Origin of the sequence: Flavobacterium cheonanense (assembly GCF_039539185.1) — a bacterium.
In the GTDB taxonomy this organism is placed as follows: Bacteria; Bacteroidota; Bacteroidia; order Flavobacteriales; family Flavobacteriaceae; genus Flavobacterium; species Flavobacterium cheonanense.
The window spans coordinates 1-25,064 of the sequence record NZ_BAABCT010000015.1 but is presented as its reverse complement, the minus strand read 5'-3'; the positions used below and the strand labels follow the sequence as shown (position 1 = coordinate 25,064).

Here is a 25,064-nt window from a genome sequence, read left to right as displayed (position 1 = left end):
ATAACTAATCTGAATACCCGATTGTGTCGATATTTGTGAATTCTTTGTCGTTAAATCAAATAAACAACTCTCACCATCATTGTTCTCATCACAAACTACATAGTTGCTTGGTGTGGTGATGATTGGACTTCCAATAATTGAAATTTGCGTTGTAGTTGGACTCGCACATTGTCCTGGATTAGGAGTAAAAGTATAAGTTGTTGTAGTTGTATTATTAATTGCTGGTGACCAACTACCAGATATTCCATTTTGAGAAACTAATGGAAGAGGATTTATTGTAGTACCAGAGCAAGCGACTGGATTAATATTAAATGTTGGAGTTGTTGCTGTAGTAATAATAGTTATGGTCATAGTGGTCGGATTAGCACATTGACTACTATTAGGTGTAAAAGTATAAGTTGTAGTTGCAGTATTATTTAGTGCAGGCGACCAAGCTCCAGATATTCCATTAATAGAGGTAGTAGGTAATGGAGTAATTGTATTTCCACTGCAAACTGGAGCAACTTGATTGAAAGTTGGTGTTACTCTTGGATTAACTGTTATTGACAATGTAGTTGTAGTAGCACATTGGCCACTATTTGGAGTAAAAGTGTAAGTTGTTGTGTTAGTATTATTTAATGCAGGCGACCATGTTCCAATTATTCCATTTGTTGAAGTAGTTGGTAATGGACTTAAAATTTGACCAGAACAAATCGGAGCAACTGATGCAAAAGTTGGTGTTATATTTTGATTAACTGTTATTGTCAATGTAGTTGTCGTAGCACATTGACCAGTGTTTGGGGTAAAAGTGTATACAGTAGTATTAGTATTGTTTAATGCAGGTGACCATGTTCCAGTTATTCCATTTGTTGAAATAGTTGGTAATGGGCTTAATGTTTGACCAGAGCAAATCGGACTAACAGTATTAAATGTAGGTGTTACATTCGGAGTAACGCTAATAGTCAATGTTGTTGATGTTGCACATTGATTATTAATTGGAGTAAAAGTATAAGTTGTTGTTGCTAAATTATTCAAAGCCGGAGACCATGTACCAGTGACTCCGTTTGTTGAAGTGGTTGGAAGTGGATTAATAGTTCCTCCCAAACAAACATTTGGAACAGCATTAAAAACTGGAACGACTAATGGATTAACTGTAATTGTTAATGTTGTAGTTGTTGCACATTGACCTGCATTGGGAGTAAAAGTATATGTAGTTGTAGTAGTATTGCTTACAGCAGGAGACCAAGTTCCAGTAATTCCATTTGTAGATGTTGTAGGCAATGTAGGCGCAGCTGTTCCAAAACAAATAGGTGTAATAGCATTAAAAGTAGGTGTAATAGGATTTACTACACTTACATTCAAAACTTGATTAGAAGCACAAGGAAATAGTATAGAGTTAGGAGTAAAAGTATAGGTACCACTAGCAGTATTACTAATTGTTGCTGGACTCCAAGTTCCACTAATTCCATTAGGAGATGTTGTTGATAGAGTTGGTACAGCTCCTCCGATACAAATTGGTGAAATTACAGCAAAATTAGGTGCAGTAATTGAAGGACAAGCAGTATTACAAGTAGTGGTCATTGGTGAAACACAAGAAACTCCATTAGCAGTTAATGTAAAAGTTACAGATGCACCAGGGTTTAATCCAGTAACTGTAAAATTTGAAGGAGAAACCCATGTACCTGTTACTGGTGGACCTCCAGCTATAGAGTAAGTATAAGTGAAATTTGTTTGGCCAACATTACTAAAATCAAAATTTAATGAAGTTGGTGTTGTATTTGGACTTGCAAAATCACAAAATAAACCTAATGAAGGACCCGTATTTGCAATGGTTACAGTAATTGGAGTTCTATCACTTTCGCAACCAGCAATTGTTTGGCTAACATAGTAAGTCGTTGTACCAAGTGCTGTAGTAGAAGGAGTAGGAGCTGAAGTTGATGCTGTTCCTCCAGTAGCATTAGTTCCATACCAATTTAATGTTCCGCCTGCTGAAGCATTAGCAATTAATGGAACAGCACTTGCATTCTGACAATAACTTACAGGACTTGTCACGGTTGGAGGATTTACAACTGTAAAATTTATAGTTACTGTTGAGTTTGTGGTAAGATTACAAATATTAGTTCCTGTTAATGTTAATGTTACACTAGTTCCTGAAGCATTTGCAGGAATTGTGTAATTAGTTACTAAGTTAGAAGAATTAGAAAACGATCCTATTGGTGCTGTCCACAAAACACTTTGATGACCTTGTGCAATTCCATTCAAATTTATTGTAGATCCTTTACATGCAGTAATTGTATTTCCTGCATTAGTAAAAAATGGAGGAATTGGAGCACTACAACCAGTATTTGCATAGCTTGGTGTTCCAGAAGGAGTAAAGTTTACAGTGGCACCATCATTATCGGCAGTAGTTCCGCCATAGTTACCTAATGAGTTAATTAATAAACTACGTTCATAAGTTACAGAGTCTGTGCAAGCTCCAAATGACATTGTTAGTGTTCTAGTTCCAGGAATAACATTATAATTTGCAAAATGTCCACCAATATTAGCGGCATTATCTTGAAAAATCATATAGATTGTAGTTGTTAATGAACCAAAAGAATTAAAAGCCGTATTTACATTATAACTTGTAACTAATATTACAGTTGAATTCGCAGGTAAAACACCACCTGTAGGTTCTAGTATTTGTCCACAATTTCCTGCAGCAGTAATACTTGCATTCAAAGCCGCAACTTTTGAAGCGGTAGTTGCGTTTTGAACAACTCCTAACCAAGGATTATTCGGCCAAGTTACATTTAAGTTACTTACATTTATATTAGCGGCACCAACTCTAAAACGTACCATTTCATTAAATCCTTCTTCATTTGTTGGATTATTTGGAGAACACGCATCCACCAAGATGCTTTCAATTTCAAAACATTGTGAGAAACTTTCCTCTGGTTTTAAAAATGATAGAATAGTAAAAAGAAATAGACAAAAATATTTTGTAGAATTTTTAAACATCATTTTGGTTGTAAATTTTGCAACAAAAATAATGAATTTTAATTTACTGAAAGTTGAATATTAGTAATTTATATTAGGGTATAAATAAAAAAATCTCAAGAAATTTCTTGAGATTTTTAATTTTGTGGGGAGAGTAGGATTCGAACCTACGAAGACGTAGTCAGCAGATTTACAGTCTGCCCTCGTTGGCCGCTTGAGTATCTCCCCATTCGCTTAACGAGGTTGCAAATATAGGAACACTTTTAATTTTTCCAAATATATTTTTTATTTAATTTCATCTTATTTTTTAATCTTTTGGTAATGAATAAAATAAAAAAAATCTCCAACTGGAGATTTTTTATTTTTTTAAGATTTTTACTTGTTTACAGAGCTAAAAGTTCTTGAACTTTTGCTTTTAATTCATCTCCTCTTAAATCTTTTGCCACAATATTTCCTTTAGAATCTAAAACAAATGTTGTTGGAATTTGTTGCACGTTGTACAGAGTTGCAATAGGATCTTCAAATCCTTTCAAATTTGACACATGGTTCCATGTTAGTTTATCTTTTGCAATAGCATCTTTCCATTTTGTAGCATCATCATCAAGGGAAACTCCGATAATATTTAATCCTTTTGAATGAAATTCATTGTAAAGTGCCACTACATTTGGATTTTCTTTTCTACAAGGACCACACCATGAAGCCCAAAAATCAATGATAGTAACTTTTCCTAAAGACTCTTTAAGAGAAATTGTTGTACCGTTTGGACTTTTAGCAGAAAAGGCTGGAGCTAACTTAAGTGAATTATTTTTTACTGCAGCAGCAGGATTTTTCATGTTTTTCTCAATAGCTTTTAACTTGTCAGAAATTGATTTGCCTTTTGTAGTATTTCTAAATTCTTCATTTAAATTTTCAAAAGTTTTTTTAACTTTTTCATATTTAAAATCTGGTGAATTAAATAAACGTTCAACAAGTAACAATGAAATGTAAGAATTTGGATTTGAATCAGGATATTGATTCATGTAATCGTCTACTTCTTTTTGAATTTTTACGTAACCACTTTTTAAATTTTCAATAGTAACATTATCTTTCTTTTGTTGAGCTTCCATCAACTTTTGAATGTTTTTATTCTGATAATCAACTAATCGTTTGTTGATGGCATTAGTTTTATCATTAAATTCCTGAAATGAGTCATTACTATCGGTTCCACTAATTTTTGATTTGAAAATACTGTCTTTATCAACTTTTATAACAATTTCTCCGCTTTCCATGATAAAAGGAACAGGTTGTTGAATATCTTTTACATACAATGCAAATATGCTAGGTTCTTTTACTTTACCTTTAAATTCAAATTTTCCGTCTTTTACTTTTGTTGAATCTACATTTAAAACGAGTCCAACATCATTTTGTGTTTTAATAAAAACCATTTTACCATTTGGTATTCCTTTAGCTTCACCAGATATTAAGAATTCTCCTTTTTTTACTTTACTGCAACTTAAAATCGAAAGAGATAAAGCAATTAAAAAAACTATTTTTTTCATTATTTATATTTAAATTAAATTTTTGCAAAAGTATTTAAAATAAAACAATTTATACTCATTTTAAAATATGTTTTAATAATCTTTTGTTTAGTTATTTTTTAAAAAGGATTTAACATCATTTTACTAATAAAATTGTAAATTTGTTGGTAATTTTATTCAAAATGATAAAAAAAATATACTTTTTTACATTCTTGTTTTCCATTTTTTCAACTTATTCTCAGGTTGTTATAAACGAAATAGATGCTGATAATCCTGGTTCTGACAATAAAGAATTCGTTGAGTTAAAATCAAGTTCTCCAAATTTTTCCTTAAATGGATATGTCATGGTTTTTTTTAATGGACAAACTGGAGCAGGAACTTTAAGTTATTATTCATTAGATTTAGACGGATATACCACTGATGTTAATGGAATTATTCATTTTGGAAACTCTCAAGTTTCTCCATCACCTAGAACTCCTTATTTTCCCTTAAATACAATTCAGAATGGTCCCGATGTAATTGCTATTTTTACTGGAAATGATACAGATTATCCTTTAGACACACCAGCAAGTAATTTAAATTTGATTAGTGCAGCTGCATATTCTACATCAACAACCTTTCCAACAACATTAATGAATCTATTTGGAATTACTATTTGCTCTATTGATAATCAGCCACTTGGTTCAATATCAAACTCTATTCAAAGAAAAAATGATGGAACTTATGAAGTAAAACCACCAACTCCTGGAGTAAATAATGATGGTAGTGGAATAATTTTTAATTATGTAACCACTTCAACTAGCCAATCTACTTTATCTGAAGGGCAAACATTAACTATAAATTTTTCTACATCTGCACCTGTAACTTCTCAACCACTTGTAATTTCTTTTTCATTAAATAATGGTAGTTTTAATGCAAGTGATTTTTCTGGTTTAACTAGTGTGACAATTCCTGTTGGTTCTTCAACTGGATCGGCTACAATTCAGCTTCTTGATGATTCTTTGAATGAAGGTGATGAAGAATTGAAAGTAGTTTTGAATACACTTCCTGTAGGTTATTATTTCAACAATAATGATTTAATAGTTAGGATTAATGATGTTAATTTTATTGTTTCACCTTTTGGAACTCCTTTGAATCCAACTTATGGAAATGTTACAAGTACTGCACCAAATGGTTACTATTCTTCATTAGAAGGACTTTCTGGTGCTGCTTTAAAACAAGCTATTCAAGATATTATTGCAAATCCATCGGTAGTTCATGCTCACAATTATGGTGATATTGAAACTATTTTGAAAGTAGCTGATCAAAATCCGGCCAATAGTAATCAAGTTTGGTTAATGTATGTAGAACAGCCTCGTTCAAAATTAGATTTTCAGGATTCTAATAGTAATATAGGCAAGTGGAATAGAGAACATATTTTTCCACAATCACGTGGAGGTTTTCAAGATGGTACATTAAGTTTTGCTGATGGTATCACTATTTGGTTGCCAACAAACGCAGATGATATTTTAGCGGGTCATGCAGATGCACATCATATAAGAGCTGAAGATGGACCAGAAAATAGTTTGAGAAGTAATAGAGATTATGGTTCAGATTATAATGGGCCTACCGGAAATCTTGGTAGTTGGAAAGGCGATGTTGCACGTTCGTTATTTTATATGTCAGTTCGTTATAATGCACTGAGTTTAGTAAATGGAAATCCAGCTGATACTACTGTTGGGCAAATTGGAGATTTAGCTTCCTTGCTTCAATGGAATACTTCAGATCCAAGAGATGATTTTGAAATGAATCGCAATAATTATATTTATACTTGGCAAGTCAATAGAAATCCTTTTATTGATTATCCAAATTTGGCTGATTATATTTGGGGTGCAAATGCTGGACAACAATGGTTTTCAACGCTTTCAAATACAAATTTTGAAGAAAATAAAGTAGTGATTTATCCAAATCCAAGTAAAGGAGAATTTACAATTTCAGGTTTAGATTCTGAGTATTCTGTTGAAGTTTATAATAGTTTAGGTTCAAAAATATATGAATCTAAATTTGTTGGCGATAATCAAATTCAAACCAATTGGTCAAGCGGAATTTATTTTGCTAAAATAACTTCAGATTCTAAATCTGTTGTTAAGAAGATTATAGTAGAGTAACTATTGACAATTTCTCTTTGAAAACAATTTGTATTCTTGCATTATGAATGATAATTTCACAAATGAATTTTTTGGTATAGGAATTCAAAACGGAAAAACTCCAGAGAACCTTGGTGTTTTGTGGAGATCTGCTCAAAATTTGGGAGCAAGTTTTATTTTTACTATTGGAAACAGATATGCCAAACAAGCTTCTGATACTCATAATGCTGTGAAATCTATGCCTTATTTTCATTATGAAGATTTTGAGGACTTCTTTAGAAATTTACCCAAAGGAGCAAGACTTGTTGGTGTAGAATTAGATGAAAATGCCGAAGATTTAGAAACTTTTCATCATCCAAGAAGATGTGTTTATTTATTAGGCGCAGAAGATAATGGCTTAAGTAAACAAGCCATTGAAAAATGTCATTTTTTGGTAAAATTTAAATCAGAGAAAAGTTTAAATGTTTCTGTTGCAGGAAGTATAGTGCTTTATGATAGAGGAATTAATAAACCAAGATCATAAAATTATATTTTCAACTTAGATTTACTATTTGCCGATACAGAAGTTTGCGAAAATATTCCCTAAAAGTTCATCATTTGTAACTTCACCAGTTATTTCTCCAAAATAATATAAGGCTTGTTTAATATCGATTGCCATCAAATCTGAAGGGATTCCTGAACTCAAGCCAAATTTTACTTTTTGAATTTCTTCTAATGCTTTGTGTAAAGAGTCGTAATGTCTTGTATTGGTTATGATTGTTTCGTTGTTTCTTAACGAACCAGTATTTACAAATGATAGTAATTGATTTTTTAAATCTTCAATTCCAATTTTTTCTTTGGCAGAAATAAGTAAGATATTTTCTATTTCAGATTTCAGAAGGACAACTTCATTTTCTGTTAATTTATCGGCTTTATTTCCAATGATGACTAATGGTTTTAATGGAAATTGATTTTTTATTTTTTCAATTTCAATTTTAAATTTAGAACTGGAAGCTACAAACTCGGTACTATCAAATAAATAAACAACCACTTGGGATTGTTCTATTTTTTCAAAAGTTTTTTTAATTCCAATGCTTTCAACTATATCTTTTGTTTCTCTAATTCCTGCTGTATCAATGAATCTGAAACCAATTCCATCTATAACTAATTCATCTTCAATAGTATCACGAGTAGTACCAGCAATATCTGAAACTATAGCTCTTTCCTCATTTAATAAAGCATTCAATAGTGTTGATTTTCCGACATTTGGTTCGCCAACAATAGCTACCGGAATTCCATTTTTTATAACATTTCCTACTGCGAATGAATCGATTAATCGTTTTAAAACAAACTCAATTCGATTTAACAAATCATGAAATTGTGTTCTATCTGCAAACTCTACATCTTCTTCAGCAAAGTCTAATTCGAGTTCGATTAATGAGGCAAAATTTAATAATTCTTCTCTTAGTTTAGCAATTTCATTACTAAATCCACCACGCATTTGTTGCATGGCTATTTGATGTGAAGCTTCATTATCTGATGAAATTAAATCGGCAACAGCTTCGGCTTGAGATAAATCTAATTTACCATTTAAAAAAGCACGAAGTGTAAATTCACCAGCTTGTGCCATTCGGCATCCTTTACGAAGTAATAGTTGAATTATTTGTTGTTGAATGAAAACAGAACCATGACACGAAATTTCAATTACATCTTCACCTGTGTAAGAATTTGGATTTTTGAAAATAGAAACTAAAACTTGATCATAAATTTTTGTCCCATCTACAATAGTTCCAAGATGAATTGTGTGTGTTCTTTGTTTGGTTAAGTCTTTTCCTGAAACTGATTGAAATACTTCTGATGCAATTGTAACAGCATTTTTTCCTGACATTCTAATAATGGCAACCGCACCAGAACCTGATGGTGTAGCTAAAGCAACGATTGTATCATTGTAAATCATAACAGTTTTTTGTTTTAAGAGTGCAAAGATACCAATTTTAAAATTTTATAACTATTTGTATTTCAATTGATTTTTTTTGATTTTTTTGAAATGTTAAATAATTGTAAATATGATAGTTATCATGTTTTTTTGGTTTTTTATAATGTAATTTTATAAAAGTTAACCAATACATATTAAATAATGAAAAGGATTTTATTTCCAACCGATTTTTCTGATGTGGCAAACAATGCTTTTGTTCACGCTTTGGGTTTGGCAAAATTAGTTCATGGTGAGCTAATCTTACTCCATACCTATGAACTTCCAATAGTGGATAATCAATTTGCGCCTCAAAATTATCAAGTGCTCTTTGATTCATTGGAATTATCAAATTTTGAAAGATTTAAAGATGAAGTTCCAAAATTAAGAGCCATTGCTGAAGAAAATCATTTTGAAGATATAAAAATGTCTCATATGATTATGGATGGTGATTTAATGTACAACATCAAAGAAATCATTAAAAAAGATAAAATTGATTACGTTGTAATGGGAACCTCTGGTGCAACTGGATGGAAAGAAGCTTTTTTAGGGACAAATACAGGTGAAGCCATTGTAAATTTAAGCGTTCCTGTTTTAAGTATTCCAAAAGATTGTAAATACACAAAAATTGAAACTATTGGATTTACTACTCGATATCGCGAAAAAGATAAAGAGGCTTTAAAACAAGTTATTAAAATTGCAAAAGCTGCCAATGCAAAAGTGAAGTGTCTTTATGTAAAAACCAAAGCTACAGATAATACAGAAGCTACTTTTGATGAGTGGAAAGAACAATTTAAAAATGATCCAGTTACCTTTTTTGTCTTACCAAATGAAGACGTAAAAGAGTCAATATCTGATTTCATTACGCATCAAGAGATTGATGTTTTGGCAATGCTTACTTATAAACGAAGTTTTTTCGAATCATTATTTTCTTCAAGTTTTACAGAAAAAATGTCATACAATAGCGAGGTTCCAATTTTAGCTTTACAAGAATAATTTAAAAAACCGTCAAGAAATTAATCGAGACGGTTTTTTCGGTTGGGTTAGTTAATTGTATTTTAATTGTTAAGCATTACAGGCATAACAAGCATTGTGACAGTTTCGCCTTCATCTAATCCATCAACTGGAGTTAGAATTCCTGCGCGGTTTGGCATTGACATTTCCAATTGAATTTCATCTGATTGCAGATTACTTAACATTTCAAGTAAGAAACGTGAGTTAAAACCAATTTGCATATCGTCACCTTGATAATCACAAGTCAATCTTTCTTCTGCTTTGTTTGAGTAATCAATATCTTCAGCAGAAATATTTAATTCTGCTCCAGCAATTTTCAAACGAATTTGGTGTGTAGTTTTATTTGAGAAAATAGCCACACGACGAACTGAACTAAAGAATTGCGTTCTATCAATCAATAATTTATTTGGGTTTTCTTTTGGAATAACTGCTTCATAATTTGGATATTTTCCATCAATTAATCTACAAGTTAATACATAGTTTTCAAAAGAGAACGTTGCATTAGCATCATTGTAATCAATTTTAACTTCAGCATCAGAAGCTCCTAAAATACTTTTCAAAATATTTAGAGGTTTTTTCGGCATAATAAAATCAGCCACTTGAGATGCTTTTACATCTGTGCGAGCATATTTCACTAATTTGTGAGCATCAGTAGCAACAAATATCAATCCTTCTGGTGAGAATTGAAAGAAAACACCACTCATTACTGGACGTAAATCATCATTTCCAGCTGCAAAAATAGTTTTGCTAATTGCTGTTGCTAAAACTTCTGCAGGAACTAAAGTTGACGATGGATCTTCTAATTGAACTGATTTTGGAAATTCTTCTCCTGGAGCATAAGCAATAGCATATTTACCTGAATTAGAACTAATTTCAATAGTACTATTTTCTTCAACAGTGAAGGTTAATGGTTGCTCAGGAAATGTTTTTAGAATATCTAATAATAATTTCGCAGGAACCGCAACACTTCCTTTATCAGTCGACTCAATTTCTAAAGTAGCCGACATTGTAGTTTCTAAATCAGAAGAAGAAACGGTTAACGCTTTTTTATCTAATTCAAATAAAAAGTTATCTAAAATTGGTAAGGTATTGCTACTATTGATAACGCTACCTAAAACTTGTAGTTGTTTTAATAAATACGAGCTTGATACAATAAACTTCATCTTTTGTTATTTTTTACAAATATATCTTAAAGAAATAGAATTCAAAAAGATTTTTATTAACATTACTTACTATATTTTCTTTTTCTAAGGAAAGTAAACACTAAACCGAATACTGCTAAAATTACAATTGGAACTCCGACAGTTATGATTTGTGAAAATGTGTAATCCTCTGTTACTTTTTCTTTGTCTAGAATTGGTAAGTCAACTTCTTTACTTCTAATGTTAATAAGTCCGTTATCATCTAACAAATAATTCACGCAATTCATCATGAATTCCTTGTTTGCATATAGATTGTTAGTCCATTTATCATAACCTAATTCTAATGGTTGGTAGTTTTTATCCAATTGATTTTTAACAACATCACCATCAGAAACAATAATCATTTTATTTTCTTTTCCGATAGGAGTGAAGCTACTTTCTTTGAATGGCAATAAACGATTTTCATAAACCGAATGAAATTTTCCTTCCATAAGTACAGCAACAGGAAGATTTCCTTTGCCAGTAAATTCCTTGAAATCAGGTTTTTCAGCAACTATATTTAAATTAATTTCTACTGGAGTTCCTACAGCTTTTGATAATTTGGTAGAGGATAGTAAAACTGTTTTTTTAATATCATTTTTAAGAACTTCTATTGGATTTGTAAATTCAAACTTTAAAGCATCTAAATTGCTCACAATAGGATGTTTTGACTCAGAATATACTGCTGGAGAATATAACCAAGGAAATTGACTATATTGTGTTGCGCTACCTTGTTGACCTGTTGCTAATGAAATAGGTATTGCTTGTAAATCTTTAACTAAATCTGGTTTGATTCGAACTCCATATTTAAAGAACATATCGTTCAAGTTCAAATCTCTTGGATAAGCTAGATTTTCTCCAGTTTCCATCAAGCTGTCCATTTCCATATTGACTTGATCAACTAACCAAAGAGTTTTTCCACCATTCATGATAAACTGGTCTAAAACTTGTTTTTCTTGGTCAGTAAAAGCTTCAGTAGGTTTTGCAATTACAGCTAAATCATATTTTTTTAGAGCTTTTAAGGTGTTTCCGGCATCTTTTGCAACAGAATCTAATGTAAATGGTCCGATATAATAATTTTCACGTACCGTTTTCAAGAAATCAGCAATAGATCTATCGTCTAATTCTCCGTTTCCTTTGATGATAGCAATTTTTTTCTCTTTTGTTTTTGTGATGGTATTAAATCCATTGGCAAAAGCATATTCTAAATGTTGCACCGAACTCACAACTTTTTCAGCAGTTGAAGCTCCTAACATATTTTTTAGCAAAGGTACTTTTGTACTTTTATTACCATAAGTAACCACTGCCCAAGGAAAAACCACTTCTTGTGTTTGTTTTCCTTTTTCGTCAAGAGTAACATTTAAAGGCGTCAAACCTCTTTCGTAAAACGATTGCATCACCGCTTCACGCTCATCTTCATTTTCTAAAGGATTTACAAATTGGAAGATGATATTTGAATTATATGCTTTAAATTCTTCTAATAATTGTTGGGTTTCTGTTTGGAGTTTTTTGAATTCTCCAGGAAAATTTCCTTCAAGAAAAACATCAACATATAAAGGTTCTTTAACTTCTTTTATAATATTTAACGAAGTTTCTGAAAGTGTATAACGATTATCTGCAGTTAAATCGAAACGCTTAAAGAAAAAGTTTCCAGCAAAATTTAATACAACTAAAATGGCAATAGTTGTAAGTAGTACTTTTAAGTTAGACTTCTTATTTTCCATTATGATTTTAGCGATTTTAATTTATAAACGGTCAATGATAAAAATGCAATGGTGATGCTTACAAAGTAAAGTACATCACGAGTATCAATAACACCACGACTAATACTTTTAAAGTGATAATCCATTCCGAAAAGCGCAATGATATCTTCTATACTTTTAAATTGAGACGCTACACCTTGAAATCCAAAATAGAAAATAAAACACAAGAAAACCGAAACTATAAAAGCTACAATTTGATTTTCTGAAAGTGTAGAAGTAAAAATTCCAATAGAAGTATAGGCAGCAATTAGGAATAATAGTCCGAAATATGAACCAATTGTGCTTCCCATATCGATATTTCCTTCGGGCATTCCTAAACCATAAATCACGTAAACGTAGATGAATGTTGGAATGATTGCAATTACAATTAGTAAAAACGCACCAAAGAATTTTCCGCTAACGATTTCCCAAATAGATATTGGTTTGGTCATTAAAAGTTCAATAGTTCCTTGCTTTTTCTCATCAGAAAAACTTCTCATAGTTACAGCAGGAATTAGGAAAATTAATATCCAAGGCGATAAAGTAAAAAACGGAGTTAAATCGGCAAAACCGCTATTTAAAATATTAAAATCGCCTTCAAATACCCAAAGAAATAATCCGTTGAGCAATAAGAAAATGGCGATTACTAAATATCCAATGGGCGAACCAAAAAAGGATTTAATTTCTCTTAATAATATTGATTTCATTAATTTTTTGTTTAAAAGTTTAAATGTTTAAGAGTTTAAAAGTTTAATTTGTTACAAGAACATATTTAAACAATTTTAAACCATATTAAACTAAACTAACTAATTTGTTAACACTCCAAGCTTCTGGTTTATCGTTGAACAGTTTTTTTGTAAACGTCCAAACTTCGTCAAATAATGCTGATTTTCTGTAATTTTCTAAATCATCTTCGGTTTCCCAATAACTGTATGTAAAGAAAATGCAAGGATTATTTTTGTCTTGATACAATTCAAGAAAACGATTTCCTGGCGAGTTTCGTATGTGGTTTTTCATTAATTCAAAATTTTCCAAAAATGCTGGAATATTTTCTTCGTGAAAGGATAATTTAACTATTCTGACTAACATGTTTTATATTTCTTTTTCAAATTTCATTTTGTTAGCATATATGATAAATTCGTGAAAGAAATTTTTCAGCAAATCATAACTTTTAAATTGTATGCTTCCTTCTTTTATAAATAATTCTGTTTTATTATTATTGGTAACAGGCAAATCGTTACATCTAATATCTTCCAAATAAAATTTATTTTTATTTTGTATTATTTTGGCTGTGCAAATAATTTTATAATCTTTAATTTTAGATTTATCTTCAAATAAATAAAAGCTAATTTCTTTAAAATCATTTTTTATTTCTAAAGCATAAATATAAGTATCATTTTTATCAGAATTTATATATTTTCCATCGTTAATATTATTTTTTTGAGCGAAGGAAAATAAAACTGAAATCATCAAAAGTAAAATTAATTTTTTCATAGTTAATTTTAATTAAAATTGATGGTAATAGCATCTCTATAAGTAATTCCGAGCAAACTTGCCGCTGTGGCAACTTTCGGATTACTTTTATACAATCCAATTTCTAGAAAACCAGCTTCATTGAAAATGGCTACTGCATTTCCACTAATCGATGACAAAGGTCTTTTGTCAATGGCTTCTAAATCGGAATATTTTGCGAAAATACTTTTTATTTTTTTGCTTTTAAAATTTACTTCATAAGGTCTTCCTTTTGAAACATCTAAAAACATTTTTCTGGTAATATTGGTCACAGCATTTCCAAATCGGTCAAGATATACTATATAACCTTTTATAGAATTGGTGTCGTCTGAAATCACAGGTTGTAACTCGGTTACTTCTTTCAAACTTTTGATTTCTTTGCCAATAACACTCAACGAACCACCTTTTGAAATATGAATGGCTACCATTAGCAAAACGTCCATATCGGTTGCTTCGGGTAAAAGTCTGTCGTGAATATTGATTACAACCATTTTTTGAGGCTTAATTTTTTCAATTAGCATACTCAAAATGCCATTATCGGCAGCAATAAAAAAATGACCATTCCATTCGATGGCAATATGTTGGTTGTTTTCTCTTAATTCAATATCAATTCCTACAATATGTACTGTTCCTTTGGGAAAGCTATTGTATGCAGCACCAATAATGTAACTCGCTTCACTAACATTAAATGGATCAACATCATGCGAGATATCTACAATTTTTGCCTCACTATCTTGCGATAAAATTTTCCCTTTCAAAGCACCTACAAAGTGGTCTTTTAATCCGTAATCGGTAGTAAGGGTAATTATTGACATAAATTTGTTTATAACTATATAGTGAATTTAATCAAGTGGCTTGTTTAATTTCATTAAATTTGAAATGATTGCAAAGCTAATAATATTTAGCCAAAAACTAATTAAAAAACACTTCCATTTGAACGAACGTATCATTGAATTACACGACATTGCTCCAAAAGAATTTTGGGGTGCACAAGACACGCATCTTGAAACAATTAAGAAGTACTACCCGAAGTTAAAAATTGTGGCTCGTGGCACAACACTAAAGGCATTTGGCGAAAAAGACGAATTAGACGAATTTGAAAATCGTTTCAACCGATTGATGTTACATTTTACTCGTTACAATAATATTGATACCAATGTTATTGATAGAGTAATTCAAAGCAATTCACAAGAAGAACAACGCATGCCCGATCATGAGAAAATTCTTGTTCATGGAATAGGAGGAAAGCTGATTAAAGCGATGACACCAAACCAACATAAATTGGTTGAAAATGTTATGAAAAATGACATGGTTTTTGCCGTTGGTCCTGCTGGAACTGGTAAAACCTATACTGGTGTTGCTCTTGCTGTTAAAGCTTTGAAAGAGAAACAAGTGAAACGAATCATTTTGACGCGTCCTGCGGTAGAAGCTGGTGAAAATTTAGGTTTTCTTCCTGGTGATATGAAAGAAAAATTGGACCCATACATGCAACCATTATATGATGCTTTGCGCGATATGTTGCCTCCACAAACTCTGGAAGACTATATATTAAAAGGAATTATTCAAATTGCACCGTTGGCTTTTATGCGTGGTCGTACTTTAGATAATGCTTTCGTAATCCTTGATGAAGCTCAAAATACTACACATTCGCAAATGAAAATGTTTCTGACGCGTATGGGTAAGAATGCCAAATTCATAATTACAGGCGATCCAGGACAAGTAGATTTACCAAGAAGAACAATATCTGGATTAAAAGAAGCCTTATTGGTTTTAAAAGACATTGACGGCATCGGAATCATCTACCTTGATGATAAAGACATTGTAAGACATAGATTGGTCAAAAAAGTAATCGATGCTTATAAGAGTATTGAGAATCATGATTAATTTTAAATATTAGATTTTTGATATTAAATATTAGATATATAATTGTTTTTATTTTCCTTATCGGATTTAATTGTTTTTCACAAAATCCCAAAATAAAATGGGGTTTGTATGGTAAGAAAACAGTTGAAGAACGAAGAGCAACTTTTCCATTCAGTGATGCAAAGAAAGTTTTATTGGTAGCATTTCCGAACCCAATTAATTCAATAGTCGAAGTTGATGGTGTTTTAATAACAAATGATAGTTTAAAATTGATTAATATGCATTTTAATATCATTAAATCCTTTGAATTACCGGAAAGGAAAAACAAATACTATGCAACTGAAATAGTACAATTAAATCAAAATCAAATTGATAGTTTGAGTAACATCCTAATAAATTATAAACTAAAGAAAGATAAATTCAAAGAGCATTCAATTTTTGCTAGTGGATGTTATACTCCTAGAAATGCAATTTTATTTTTGGATGCTAATGACAAAATTTTATCCTACATAGAAATATGTTTTGAATGTCATCGGTTTATTCAAATGCCAAAAGAAACAATAATAAATTTTAATTTATTTTCGATGCTAGAAGAATCTTTTAAAATGATTGATTTAATTAAAGAGTTTATGAAAACAAATGGATTAAAATATGGAGTTTTAGAAAAGTAAAATGAAAGAATACTTCAAATACGCTAACGGATATGTCAATATTAACGATGAAAATTTGTTTCTAACCAATTCAGGAAATTGGTCGGAAACTCATGATTTGTTGGAGAAATCACCAAAGTCAATTAGAAAAAATGATTTAAAATCTTTGAAGATTTATAACTTACATTTTATAATAGTTTGTATTGGATTGTTAATGTATTCAAAATTGGATAATGTTTTTATTCCTTTTGCATTTTCGGGTTCATGTTTTGGAGCTTATCTTCATTTAATTCGTGAAACAGGAAAGTGCTACAAAATTCCTATTTCCAAAATTATTTCTTTCGATGTTTCTAATGATAAAGTGAAAATTTTATTCAGAAACGCTAATAATATTGATGATTTTGAGGCAATTTTTAAAGTAGATACGAAAGGTTTAGCTATTTTAGAAGAGTTTAGTCGACAACTAAAAATCAATTAAATTTCGACAAAAACATTTATCATTTGGTTATTTGATTCAAAATGATATATTTGTTAAAATTATATTTTTCAAAAAATCATTTATACGCAGCTTTATCAAAACAATACTTATTACTGGTGCTTCTGGAGGATTGGGCAAAGAAATTGCAATTCATTTTTCGAAAAAAAATTGGAACGTTATTGCTACAATGATATGTATATCTGAATGTAATGTTTTTGAAGGTATTCCAAATATTAAATGTTACGAACTTAATGTAATCTCTTCAGAAAGTATTGAAAAAGCTAAAAATGAAATTCTAAATGATTATAAATCTATAGATGTTATCATCAATAATGCAGGAATTGGTTACAGAAGTTTTGTAGAATTATCTGAAGATGATAAAATTGACGCTATTGTAAATGTCAATTGGCTTGGAGTTGTTAAAGTTTGTCGTGCTTTTATTCCGCATTTTCGCGAACAAATGAAAGGTCATTTTATCAATATCACTTCTATCGCTGGATTGGTGAATTTGCCTCTAGGAAGTTTCTATCATCCCACAAAAAAAGCTGTTGAAAGTTTTTCAGAATGTATGGCTTATGAACTTTTGGATTTTAATATTAGCGTTTCAACCGTTCAGTTTGGAAATACGCCATCCAATTTTCAGAATAATGTTGCTAAATGTGAGCAATCAACAATACAATCTTATGCAAAAATGATGCAAAGTATTGACGGAATCATGAACAGAAAAACATCTGATAATAATGATTTGTCTGAAGCTATTCTAGATAAGTTGTATAAAATCGCTGAAAATCCTTCTCGAAGATTCAAAAAATATTCTATTGGTTTTGATGCTAATTTGATGAAATATTTGCGCAAATTTCTTGGATATCGATTATTTGATAGATTGATAAGGCGATATGTTTTAAGCAAATAAATAATTGTATTTGTGTTGAAAAGAAACTATTTTTGCCAAACAACACATTTAGAACTTGATGAGAATAGAATCTGAATCAAGTTCAGATTAAACAACACACAATTATAATGAATACAATAACTACAACTAATTTCAATTTTCCAAATCAAAAATCAGTTTATCGCGGTAAAGTAAGAGAAGTTTACAACATCAATGACGAACTTTTAGTTATGGTGGCAACCGATAGACTTTCTGCTTTTGATGTGGTTTTGCCAAAAGGAATTCCGTATAAAGGTCAGATTTTAAATCAAATTGCAACAAAATTCATGGAGCTAACTTCAGATATTGTTCCAAATTGGTTAATTGCAACACCAGATCCAAATGTAGCAGTCGGACATTTATGCGAACCATTTAAAGTTGAAATGGTAATTCGTGGTTATCTTTCTGGTCATGCTGCTCGTGAATATGCGATTGGAAAACGCACTATTTGTGGAGTAACAATGGAAGAAGGTTTGAAAGAGAATGATAAATTCGGAACTCCAATAATTACACCAACAACCAAAGCTGATAATGGTTCACACGATGAAGATATTTCTCATGAAGCCATTTTATCCAACGGAATTGTTACTGAAGAAGATTATCTAGTTTTAGAAAAATATACGCGTGCATTATATCAAAGAGGAACTGAAATTGCAGCCAGCCGTGGATTGATTTTAGTAGATACTAAATATGAGTTTGGTAAAACTAAAGAAGGAAAAATCGTTTTGATTGACGAAATTCATACGCCAGATTCCTCACGATATTTTTATGCTGAAGGTTATCAAGAGCGTCAAGATAGAGGAGAGGAACAAAAGCAATTATCTAAAGAGTTTGTGCGTCGTTGGTTAATCGAAAATGGTTTTCAAGGAAAAGAAGGACAACAAATTCCTAACATGACTGATGAATATATCGAATCGGTTTCTGAACGTTACATTGAATTATATGAAAATATTTTAGGTGAAAAATTTGTCAAAGCTGATATTTCTGACATTAATGAAAGAATAGAAAAAAATGTTTTGGAATTTCTAAAATAATCATCTTCTTAGATAGAATTTAAGCCGTGTTTTTGACATGGCTTTTTTATTTTTTGTACCTTTGTGTAACAAAAATGGAAAACTATCGTCTTATTGTTATAAATCGTAAATAACTAGAATTCATGAAAGTATAAAATTAATTAAAATCAGAATCATCTACTATGTAATACAAGGTATTATCTTTAAGAAATTACATAATCATCATCAATCATCAAAAAAATAAAAAAACAAATCACCATGAAAAAATCAATCATTTATTTAGGAATTTTATCGACAGTTTTATTAAACACTATGTCGGCAAACGAAATTATTTTAGACCAACAAAATATCGAAAATGATATTGTAAGAACGGAATCAAAATCAAATTTTAATTTAATTTCAAATTCAAAAATTGAAAAACCTGAAATTAAATTTGAATCGGAATCTAAAATCAAAGAATCAATTGCTGTAATTTCTTCAAATTATGTAAAATCAATAGAAGAAGTAATTGAAGAAAACAAAAAAATAACAGAAAGTCCAGAAGAAGAATATTTGCCATTAAATTTAGGTTTATCAATTGAGGAAATAATCAATTTGGATAATCAAATAATTGAAAGTACAATTTCAAATGAAGTTTATCCTTTAGATTTTGAAGTAATCAATAGTAAACAAGCTATAAATACTTATGAATTTAGAAGTAAAGATGCCTTGAAATCATAAAGAACTTGAATAGAAAAAAGTCCCAAAACAATTAAGTTTTGGGACTTTTTTCATTTATAACTAACCTCTAATTTCCTGAAATATCACCAGAACCTGCAACGTTTGAATCGATAATTTTAGGATTTCCTTTGTATTGAATATTTCCGCTTCCAGCTACTTTAGCAATTAGATTATTGGTGCAATTCACTTCAAGACTTCCAGAACCAGCAACAGTTACATTTGCATTTTGGGAAACTAATTTATTACAATTCAAATAACCTGAACCTGCAGTTTTAGCTTCTAAATTTTCTACTATTCCTGAAAGTTTTAAGTTTCCAGAACCTGCCATTTTTGCTACAATGTTTTTTGCATTAATTTCAAGAGTACAATCTCCAGAACCAGCCATTTTTGCCTCAAAATCTGTTGCGTTAATAGCATTTTTTGTAATCATATTTCCCGAACCTGCAAACGATATTTCGCTAATTTCTTCAAATGGAATTGTAATAGTGATGTCTTGTTTGTAGTTATAGCTTCTGTTTTTTTCAAAATACACTTTTAATTCGTTTCCAATTACTTCAGTAACAATGTGACTTATAATATTTTCATCGCCTTTTATAGTTATTGTTCCTTCTTTTCCTAAAACTAATTCTACATTGAATGAACCTCCTGTTGAAATTTTATCATAGGATTCGGTAGTTCTAGTGATTGTGGTTTGAACTCCATTTCCTTTTACTTTTTCTTTATCCCAATTTTGAGCATTTGCAATTGAAATGCTAATTAATGCTAGTAATACTGTTAGTTTTCTCATTGTTATTTTGTTAAAAGTTGAACGCTTCCGTAATTTGTAGTGATACTTATTTTTGATTTTCCTTGACTAATATGATATGCTGTGTAAGATTTTGATGTGTTTTTTTCTGATTTTAGGCTATATTTTAGTCCTACATTATCAACAAACGAACCATATTTTAGGCTTACATTGATGTCAAATGCATAGTCTGATGTACAAGTTATTTTAGAATTGGAATAATTTCCATTGATTGTAATGGCATCGGTTTTATTTGATGCAGAAAATTGAATATCACTATAATTTGAATTTGCAATTAAGGAATTTCCAATTTCACCTAATTTCAGCGTAAGATAATTTCCATCAATGGCAATTTTATGAACTGATTTTGAATTGATTTTGGTATAATTTGAAGATAGATTTAGAATTCCAACGTTTTGAAAATTAAATGTATTATAATTTCCATCAATGTTAATTTGATTTACTTTCTGGAAATCAACTTCTGAATACTGACTTTGTAAATTAATTTTATCAATAGAATTTATGCTTGAATTTGGTGCATAGGCAATATTTATATTGTTAGTTTTATTATTAAATTGTCCTAAAATAATGCTTCCATACTTACATTCGATTGCCGAACTTCCATTAAGTTTATCTACAGAAATGTTACCATATTTATTGTCCAAATCAATACTTCCATTTCGTGGAATTTTTACCACATAATTTATTTCATAACTGATATTATTGCCTTTCCATTCTTTTGTTGTAAAAATGGTTTCGGCTGTAACTTTGCTCATTTTTGCAGCAAAATCAACATCAATTGTATTGATTCGTTCGTTAATTTTCTTTTCGTTATTTCCAGAAACTTTAATGTTAACTTGAATGGATATTTTATTTTCATCCCATAAATACACGTTAATATTTCCATAGGAATTGGTAATATTTACTTGTGCATCATCGTTAACCGAATAGGTTTTTGAGATGTTTTTTTCTTTATTGTAGGCGTGCTTTTCTTCTGACGCATATCCAAAAATCGGAAGTAATGCAACGAAAAATAGTAAGTTATATATGTTTTTCATCTTCAATATTATTTATTTTGTTAATATCTTCAACCTGTTCTAAAACTGATTTTATAAAGGAAATTCGAGTTTGCATATTGGTTATCATAGCAAAGACAATTTGTTTGTTTTCACCATTTTTAGCAATTTCTTCTTTTAGATTTTGATAATCTTTCTCAAGCGATTCCATTTCATTCATTGCATCATTAATCAATGCTTTACTTTGCGGAGTTTCTTGCTTTTTTAAAGTTGCCAACTCATTATTAATAACAGAAGAAAAATAATCATGGGTTTCTTGCACTTGAGGTGAAAAGGCAACTTCTTCAGTTTGATTATTGTTATAATTAAAAATTAAAATTCCAAAACCTAATAGGAGTGAAGCCGCAATAGACATTGATAACCAATTGAATTTCTTCTTTTTTGGTTGTTGTTTCTTTAATTTATCAAGAAATCGCTTTTCGTGCCCAAGATTTGGTTCTTCAAAATCCCAATTGGTTTGGTTTTCAAAAAGTTGATTTAGATTATTGGTACTCATAATTCATTTAATTTTTTTCTTAAACTTTCTTTTGCTCGGCTCATCATCGTTCTACAGTTTTCATTGCTAATATTTAAAATGCTTGTAATTTCTTCCAAATCATACCCTTCAATAAAAAATAAGGTTAGAATGATTTTGTAATTTGATTTCAAACTTTGAATGGTTTTTAAAATACTTTCGGCTTTTAATTCAGAATAATTTTCAGATTCTTCTCTAAAATCAGCTACTTCTATGTTTTCATCCAAACTCTCAAATTGGTATTTGTTCGATTTTTTTAACTCGTTTATACTAGTATTGACAACAATTTTCTTTAACCAAGAACCAAATGTTACATTTCCACTAAAAGAATCTAATTTTGTAAATGCTTTCAAAAAACTTTCTTGCATAACGTCTTCAGCAAGATAAGAATCACCAACAATGCGATACGACACATTAAACATGGCTCTATAATATTGATTATAAAGTGTCAGTTGTGCTTTTTCATTATTCTCTTTGCAACGTTCTAGGAGAATAGCAATATCTAGATTTTGGTTTTTCAAATTGGTCGAGTGGTTAATCTATACTAAAGACAAATCGATTTTTGGATTGTTACAGTTTTAAAATAAATTTTTATAAAAATAAAAAATCCGAATGATTAATTCGGATTTTCTATACATATATATAAAGAGTATTATTTAAAATAAGAGAAGTTGTGATTGTCTTCAATTTTTAGAAGACTTTCATAGATCAATTTAATTACATTTTCTACATCTTCACGATGAACCATTTCCACAGTGGTATGCATGTAACGCAAAGAAAGCGAAATTAAAGCAGAAGCAACACCACCATTACTATATGCAAAAGCATCAGTGTCCGTTCCTGTAACGCGAGAAGTAGCATGTCTTTGAAACGGAATTTTCTTCTCTTCAGCAGTAGTAACAATCAATTCACGAAGAATATTTTGTGTAGCTGGCGCATAAGCGATAACAGGACCTTTACCCATTTGTAAATCGCCTTCAATTTTCTTATCAATCATGGGAGTAGTAGTGTCATGACAAACATCAGTTACAATAGCTACATTCGGTTTGATAGTTTGGGTTATCATTTCAGCGCCACGAAGCCCAATTTCCTCTTGAACTGCGTTTACAATATATAAACCAAATGGAAGTTTCTTTTTGTTTTCTTTTAATAATCTTGCAACTTCTGCAATCATAAAACCACCCATTCTATTGTCAATAGCTCTACAAACAAATTTATTCTCGTTTAAAATCATAAACTCATCAGGATAGGTAATTACACATCCAACGTGAACGCCCAAATTTTCAACTTCTTCTTTGGTTGCACATCCACAATCAATAAAAATATTGTGTAAAGTTGCCGCTTCTTCTTTACCACGATTTCTAGTATGAATCGCAGGCCAACCGAAAACACCTTTTACAATTCCTTTTTTTGTATGAATGTTTACACGTTTTGATGGAGCAATTTGATGGTCTGAACCACCATTTCTAATTACATATATTAAACCATTATCAGTAATGTAGTTTACATACCAAGAAATCTCGTCAGAATGTCCTTCAATTACTACTCTAAATTTAGCTTCTGGGTTTATAACACCAACGGCACTTCCATAAGTGTCAGTTATAAATGTATCAACATAGGGTTTTAAATAATCCATCCAAATTTTCTGTCCTTCAGATTCATAACCTGTTGGTGATGCATTATTCAAATATTTCTCCAAAAAGGAAATGGATGATTTTGTAAGTATCGATTTTGTTGCCATAAAATATTTTTTTGCTAAAATATAAATTTGGCACTACACTTGTTAAGGATATTCTATATTTTTACATTAAAATTAACAGCCATGTTTAAGTACCGATTATTAATAATTATTTTTTTTGCTACCTATATTTCTTATGCTCAAGTTGAAAAAGATCCTGAGATACTAGAAAAAGACATTAACATTAAAGAAATTGATACATCTATTATAGATACAATATTATTAGATGAAGTCATTCTTTCAAAAGATAAGTTAGATCCAGAAGCTCAAAAACAATTTTTATTACTTCAAAACAGGGTATACAAAGTATATCCATATGCCAAAATGGCTTCTGAAAGGCTTACTCAGATGAATAAAACTATGGATAAGCTAAAGTCAAAAAAGGAAAAAAAGAAGTATTTTAAAATAGTTGAAGATTATTTAGATAATGAATTCAAAGAAAAGCTTAAAAAATTATCTACAAAACAAGGTCAAATTTTAATAAAGCTAATACATCGTCAAACAGGTATATCAACTTTTGACCTTATTAAGGATTATAAAAGCGGATGGAAAGCTTTTTGGTCTAATAATACTGCCAAACTATTTAATATAAATTTAAAGCAAACCTACCAGCCATTCAAAAGTAATGAAGATTACTTAATAGAAACTATACTTTATAGAGCTTTTATTAATGGTAGACTCATCGAACAAAAATCCGCTAATCCAGTAGATATTGATGAATTGAATGATTATTGGCGAAACTTAGCTAAAGATTTAAATAAAAAGAAAGCTTAATATTTTTAGCAGCGAACCATCAGCGCTTTCTTGCGGTCGATATTCCTGCTTTCTGCGTTACAAGGTAACAGCTACAATCAGGGCTAGGTTGTTTTTGTATTGATTAGATGTAGTATTTCAAAAGATGTTTTTATGTAACTCAGCTATTTTCTTTAGAGATTAAAAAAACTTTGTTTAACAACAATCACAAAATGAGCGAATTAAAAAATACTTTCAAAAAAGGGTGTAAATAAGTTTGCGAGATTCAAAAAGATGAGTACTTTTGCACCCGCAATACGGCAGACGTTCTTTAATAAATACTGAAAAAAACTTTAAAAAAGATTTGCACGGAATAGATAAAGGTTTTACCTTTGCCCTCCGCAAAACGATGAAGTTTTTTAAAAGAATGAGCAAGGGAAAAAAGAAAAAAATATTTTTTTTCGATTTACTTGCGAGTTAAGAAAAAAGATGTACTTTTGCACCCGCTAAACGAGAGAATGGCGGCACAAAAAAGAATGACACGTTCATAGACATATTGAATTG

The 25,064-nt window shown here is 30.3% G+C and carries 24 protein-coding genes and 1 tRNA gene; 10 read left to right on the top strand and 15 right to left on the bottom strand.

All coding sequences use genetic code 11. The features are described from left to right. The 3 genes from ABD766_RS14715 to ABD766_RS14705 all read right to left on the bottom strand — a co-directional run. Nucleotides 1-2,982: Ig-like domain-containing protein (locus tag ABD766_RS14715; RefSeq protein WP_425556588.1), on the bottom strand; the 2,982-nt coding region annotated here is incomplete at its 3' end. Nucleotides 2,983-3,104: 122 nt separating this feature from the next. Next, nucleotides 3,105-3,186, bottom strand: a tRNA-Tyr gene (locus tag ABD766_RS14710). Between the two features lie 155 nt (nucleotides 3,187-3,341). Then, nucleotides 3,342-4,496, bottom strand: coding sequence for a redoxin domain-containing protein (locus tag ABD766_RS14705; protein WP_344817399.1), 1,155 nt, complete (start codon nucleotides 4,494-4,496; stop codon nucleotides 3,342-3,344). Between the two features lie 161 nt (nucleotides 4,497-4,657). Between ABD766_RS14705 and ABD766_RS14700 the strand changes: the two genes are divergently transcribed. Both ABD766_RS14700 and ABD766_RS14695 read left to right on the top strand, forming a co-directional pair. Then, on the top strand, nucleotides 4,658-6,622 hold the full coding sequence (locus tag ABD766_RS14700) for an endonuclease (RefSeq protein ID WP_344817398.1): 1,965 nt from the start codon (nucleotides 4,658-4,660) through the stop codon (nucleotides 6,620-6,622). A 43-nt stretch (nucleotides 6,623-6,665) separates the two neighbouring features. After that, nucleotides 6,666-7,124 carry an RNA methyltransferase gene (locus ABD766_RS14695; RefSeq protein ID WP_344817397.1) on the top strand — a complete coding sequence of 153 codons (459 nt, stop codon included), beginning with the start codon at nucleotides 6,666-6,668 and terminating at the stop codon, nucleotides 7,122-7,124. Nucleotides 7,125-7,148: 24 nt separating this feature from the next. On the opposite strand, the gene mnmE is transcribed toward ABD766_RS14695, so the two are convergent. After that, nucleotides 7,149-8,537, bottom strand: coding sequence for a tRNA uridine-5-carboxymethylaminomethyl(34) synthesis GTPase MnmE (gene mnmE / locus ABD766_RS14690; protein ID WP_344817396.1), 1,389 nt, complete (start codon nucleotides 8,535-8,537; stop codon nucleotides 7,149-7,151). Nucleotides 8,538-8,717: 180 nt separating this feature from the next. Between mnmE and ABD766_RS14685 the strand changes: the two genes are divergently transcribed. Then, a complete protein-coding gene (locus ABD766_RS14685; RefSeq protein ID WP_344817395.1) occupies nucleotides 8,718-9,548 on the top strand; it encodes a universal stress protein in 831 nt (276 codons plus the stop codon). A 62-nt stretch (nucleotides 9,549-9,610) separates the two neighbouring features. Here the strand turns inward: ABD766_RS14685 and dnaN are convergent, their stop codons facing one another. The 6 genes from dnaN to ABD766_RS14655 form a co-directional block, all read right to left on the bottom strand. Further along, nucleotides 9,611-10,729, bottom strand: coding sequence for a DNA polymerase III subunit beta (gene dnaN / locus ABD766_RS14680; protein ID WP_298309366.1), 1,119 nt, complete (start codon nucleotides 10,727-10,729; stop codon nucleotides 9,611-9,613). 62 nt (nucleotides 10,730-10,791) lie between these two features. Beyond that, the gene (gene gldG, locus ABD766_RS14675) at nucleotides 10,792-12,474 is read right to left on the bottom strand and encodes a gliding motility-associated ABC transporter substrate-binding protein GldG (protein ID WP_425556589.1); all 1,683 of its coding nucleotides are present in this window, start codon (nucleotides 12,472-12,474) and stop codon (nucleotides 10,792-10,794) included. Beyond that, the gene (gldF, locus tag ABD766_RS14670) at nucleotides 12,471-13,196 is read right to left on the bottom strand and encodes a gliding motility-associated ABC transporter permease subunit GldF (RefSeq protein ID WP_344817393.1); all 726 of its coding nucleotides are present in this window, start codon (nucleotides 13,194-13,196) and stop codon (nucleotides 12,471-12,473) included. Before gldF ends, gldG begins: the two co-directional genes overlap by 4 nt. A gap of 85 nt (nucleotides 13,197-13,281) precedes the next feature. After that, nucleotides 13,282-13,578, bottom strand: a complete 297-nt coding sequence (locus ABD766_RS14665; protein WP_298309372.1) for a putative quinol monooxygenase — start codon at nucleotides 13,576-13,578, stop codon at nucleotides 13,282-13,284. Nucleotides 13,579-13,581: 3 nt separating this feature from the next. Then, on the bottom strand, nucleotides 13,582-13,983 hold the full coding sequence (locus ABD766_RS14660) for a hypothetical protein (RefSeq protein WP_298309374.1): 402 nt from the start codon (nucleotides 13,981-13,983) through the stop codon (nucleotides 13,582-13,584). Between the two features lie 8 nt (nucleotides 13,984-13,991). Then, nucleotides 13,992-14,816 (bottom strand): SAM hydrolase/SAM-dependent halogenase family protein, encoded by an 825-nt coding sequence (locus ABD766_RS14655; RefSeq protein WP_344817392.1) that lies wholly within the window; start codon nucleotides 14,814-14,816, stop codon nucleotides 13,992-13,994. A gap of 118 nt (nucleotides 14,817-14,934) precedes the next feature. On the opposite strand from ABD766_RS14655, the gene ABD766_RS14650 reads away from it, so the two are divergent. From ABD766_RS14650 to ABD766_RS14625, 6 genes are all read left to right on the top strand, one after another. After that, nucleotides 14,935-15,885 carry a PhoH family protein gene (locus ABD766_RS14650; RefSeq protein WP_298308021.1) on the top strand — a complete coding sequence of 317 codons (951 nt, stop codon included), beginning with the start codon at nucleotides 14,935-14,937 and terminating at the stop codon, nucleotides 15,883-15,885. Between the two features lie 17 nt (nucleotides 15,886-15,902). Then, nucleotides 15,903-16,535, top strand: coding sequence for a hypothetical protein (locus ABD766_RS14645; RefSeq protein ID WP_344817391.1), 633 nt, complete (start codon nucleotides 15,903-15,905; stop codon nucleotides 16,533-16,535). 1 nt (nucleotide 16,536) lies between these two features. Next, complete coding sequence (locus tag ABD766_RS14640; RefSeq protein WP_344817390.1) at nucleotides 16,537-16,992, top strand: hypothetical protein; 456 nt, start codon at nucleotides 16,537-16,539, stop codon at nucleotides 16,990-16,992. Between the two features lie 34 nt (nucleotides 16,993-17,026). After that, nucleotides 17,027-17,905, top strand: coding sequence for an SDR family NAD(P)-dependent oxidoreductase (locus ABD766_RS14635; protein ID WP_344817400.1), 879 nt, complete (start codon nucleotides 17,027-17,029; stop codon nucleotides 17,903-17,905). A 107-nt stretch (nucleotides 17,906-18,012) separates the two neighbouring features. Next, entirely contained in the window at nucleotides 18,013-18,957 is a 945-nt protein-coding gene (locus ABD766_RS14630) for a phosphoribosylaminoimidazolesuccinocarboxamide synthase (protein ID WP_344817389.1), read from the top strand. Between the two features lie 237 nt (nucleotides 18,958-19,194). Beyond that, nucleotides 19,195-19,656 (top strand): hypothetical protein, encoded by a 462-nt coding sequence (locus tag ABD766_RS14625; protein ID WP_344817388.1) that lies wholly within the window; start codon nucleotides 19,195-19,197, stop codon nucleotides 19,654-19,656. Nucleotides 19,657-19,723: 67 nt separating this feature from the next. Here the strand turns inward: ABD766_RS14625 and ABD766_RS14620 are convergent, their stop codons facing one another. The 5 genes from ABD766_RS14620 to ABD766_RS14600 form a co-directional block, all read right to left on the bottom strand. After that, nucleotides 19,724-20,443, bottom strand: coding sequence for a head GIN domain-containing protein (locus ABD766_RS14620; protein ID WP_344817387.1), 720 nt, complete (start codon nucleotides 20,441-20,443; stop codon nucleotides 19,724-19,726). A gap of 2 nt (nucleotides 20,444-20,445) precedes the next feature. Beyond that, nucleotides 20,446-21,498, bottom strand: a complete 1,053-nt coding sequence (locus tag ABD766_RS14615; protein ID WP_344817386.1) for a hypothetical protein — start codon at nucleotides 21,496-21,498, stop codon at nucleotides 20,446-20,448. Further along, nucleotides 21,482-22,012 carry an anti-sigma factor gene (locus tag ABD766_RS14610; protein ID WP_344817385.1) on the bottom strand — a complete coding sequence of 177 codons (531 nt, stop codon included), beginning with the start codon at nucleotides 22,010-22,012 and terminating at the stop codon, nucleotides 21,482-21,484. Before ABD766_RS14610 ends, ABD766_RS14615 begins: the two co-directional genes overlap by 17 nt. Next, entirely contained in the window at nucleotides 22,009-22,551 is a 543-nt protein-coding gene (locus tag ABD766_RS14605; protein ID WP_344817384.1) for an RNA polymerase sigma factor, read from the bottom strand. Before ABD766_RS14605 ends, ABD766_RS14610 begins: the two co-directional genes overlap by 4 nt. Nucleotides 22,552-22,682: 131 nt before the next feature. Then, nucleotides 22,683-23,771 carry a M42 family metallopeptidase gene (locus ABD766_RS14600; protein ID WP_298308015.1) on the bottom strand — a complete coding sequence of 363 codons (1,089 nt, stop codon included), beginning with the start codon at nucleotides 23,769-23,771 and terminating at the stop codon, nucleotides 22,683-22,685. Between the two features lie 81 nt (nucleotides 23,772-23,852). Here ABD766_RS14600 and ABD766_RS14595 point away from each other — a divergent pair, with 81 nt between their 5' ends. Next, nucleotides 23,853-24,542 (top strand): DUF4294 domain-containing protein, encoded by a 690-nt coding sequence (locus tag ABD766_RS14595; RefSeq protein WP_344817383.1) that lies wholly within the window; start codon nucleotides 23,853-23,855, stop codon nucleotides 24,540-24,542. Nucleotides 24,543-25,064 lie beyond the last annotated feature (522 nt).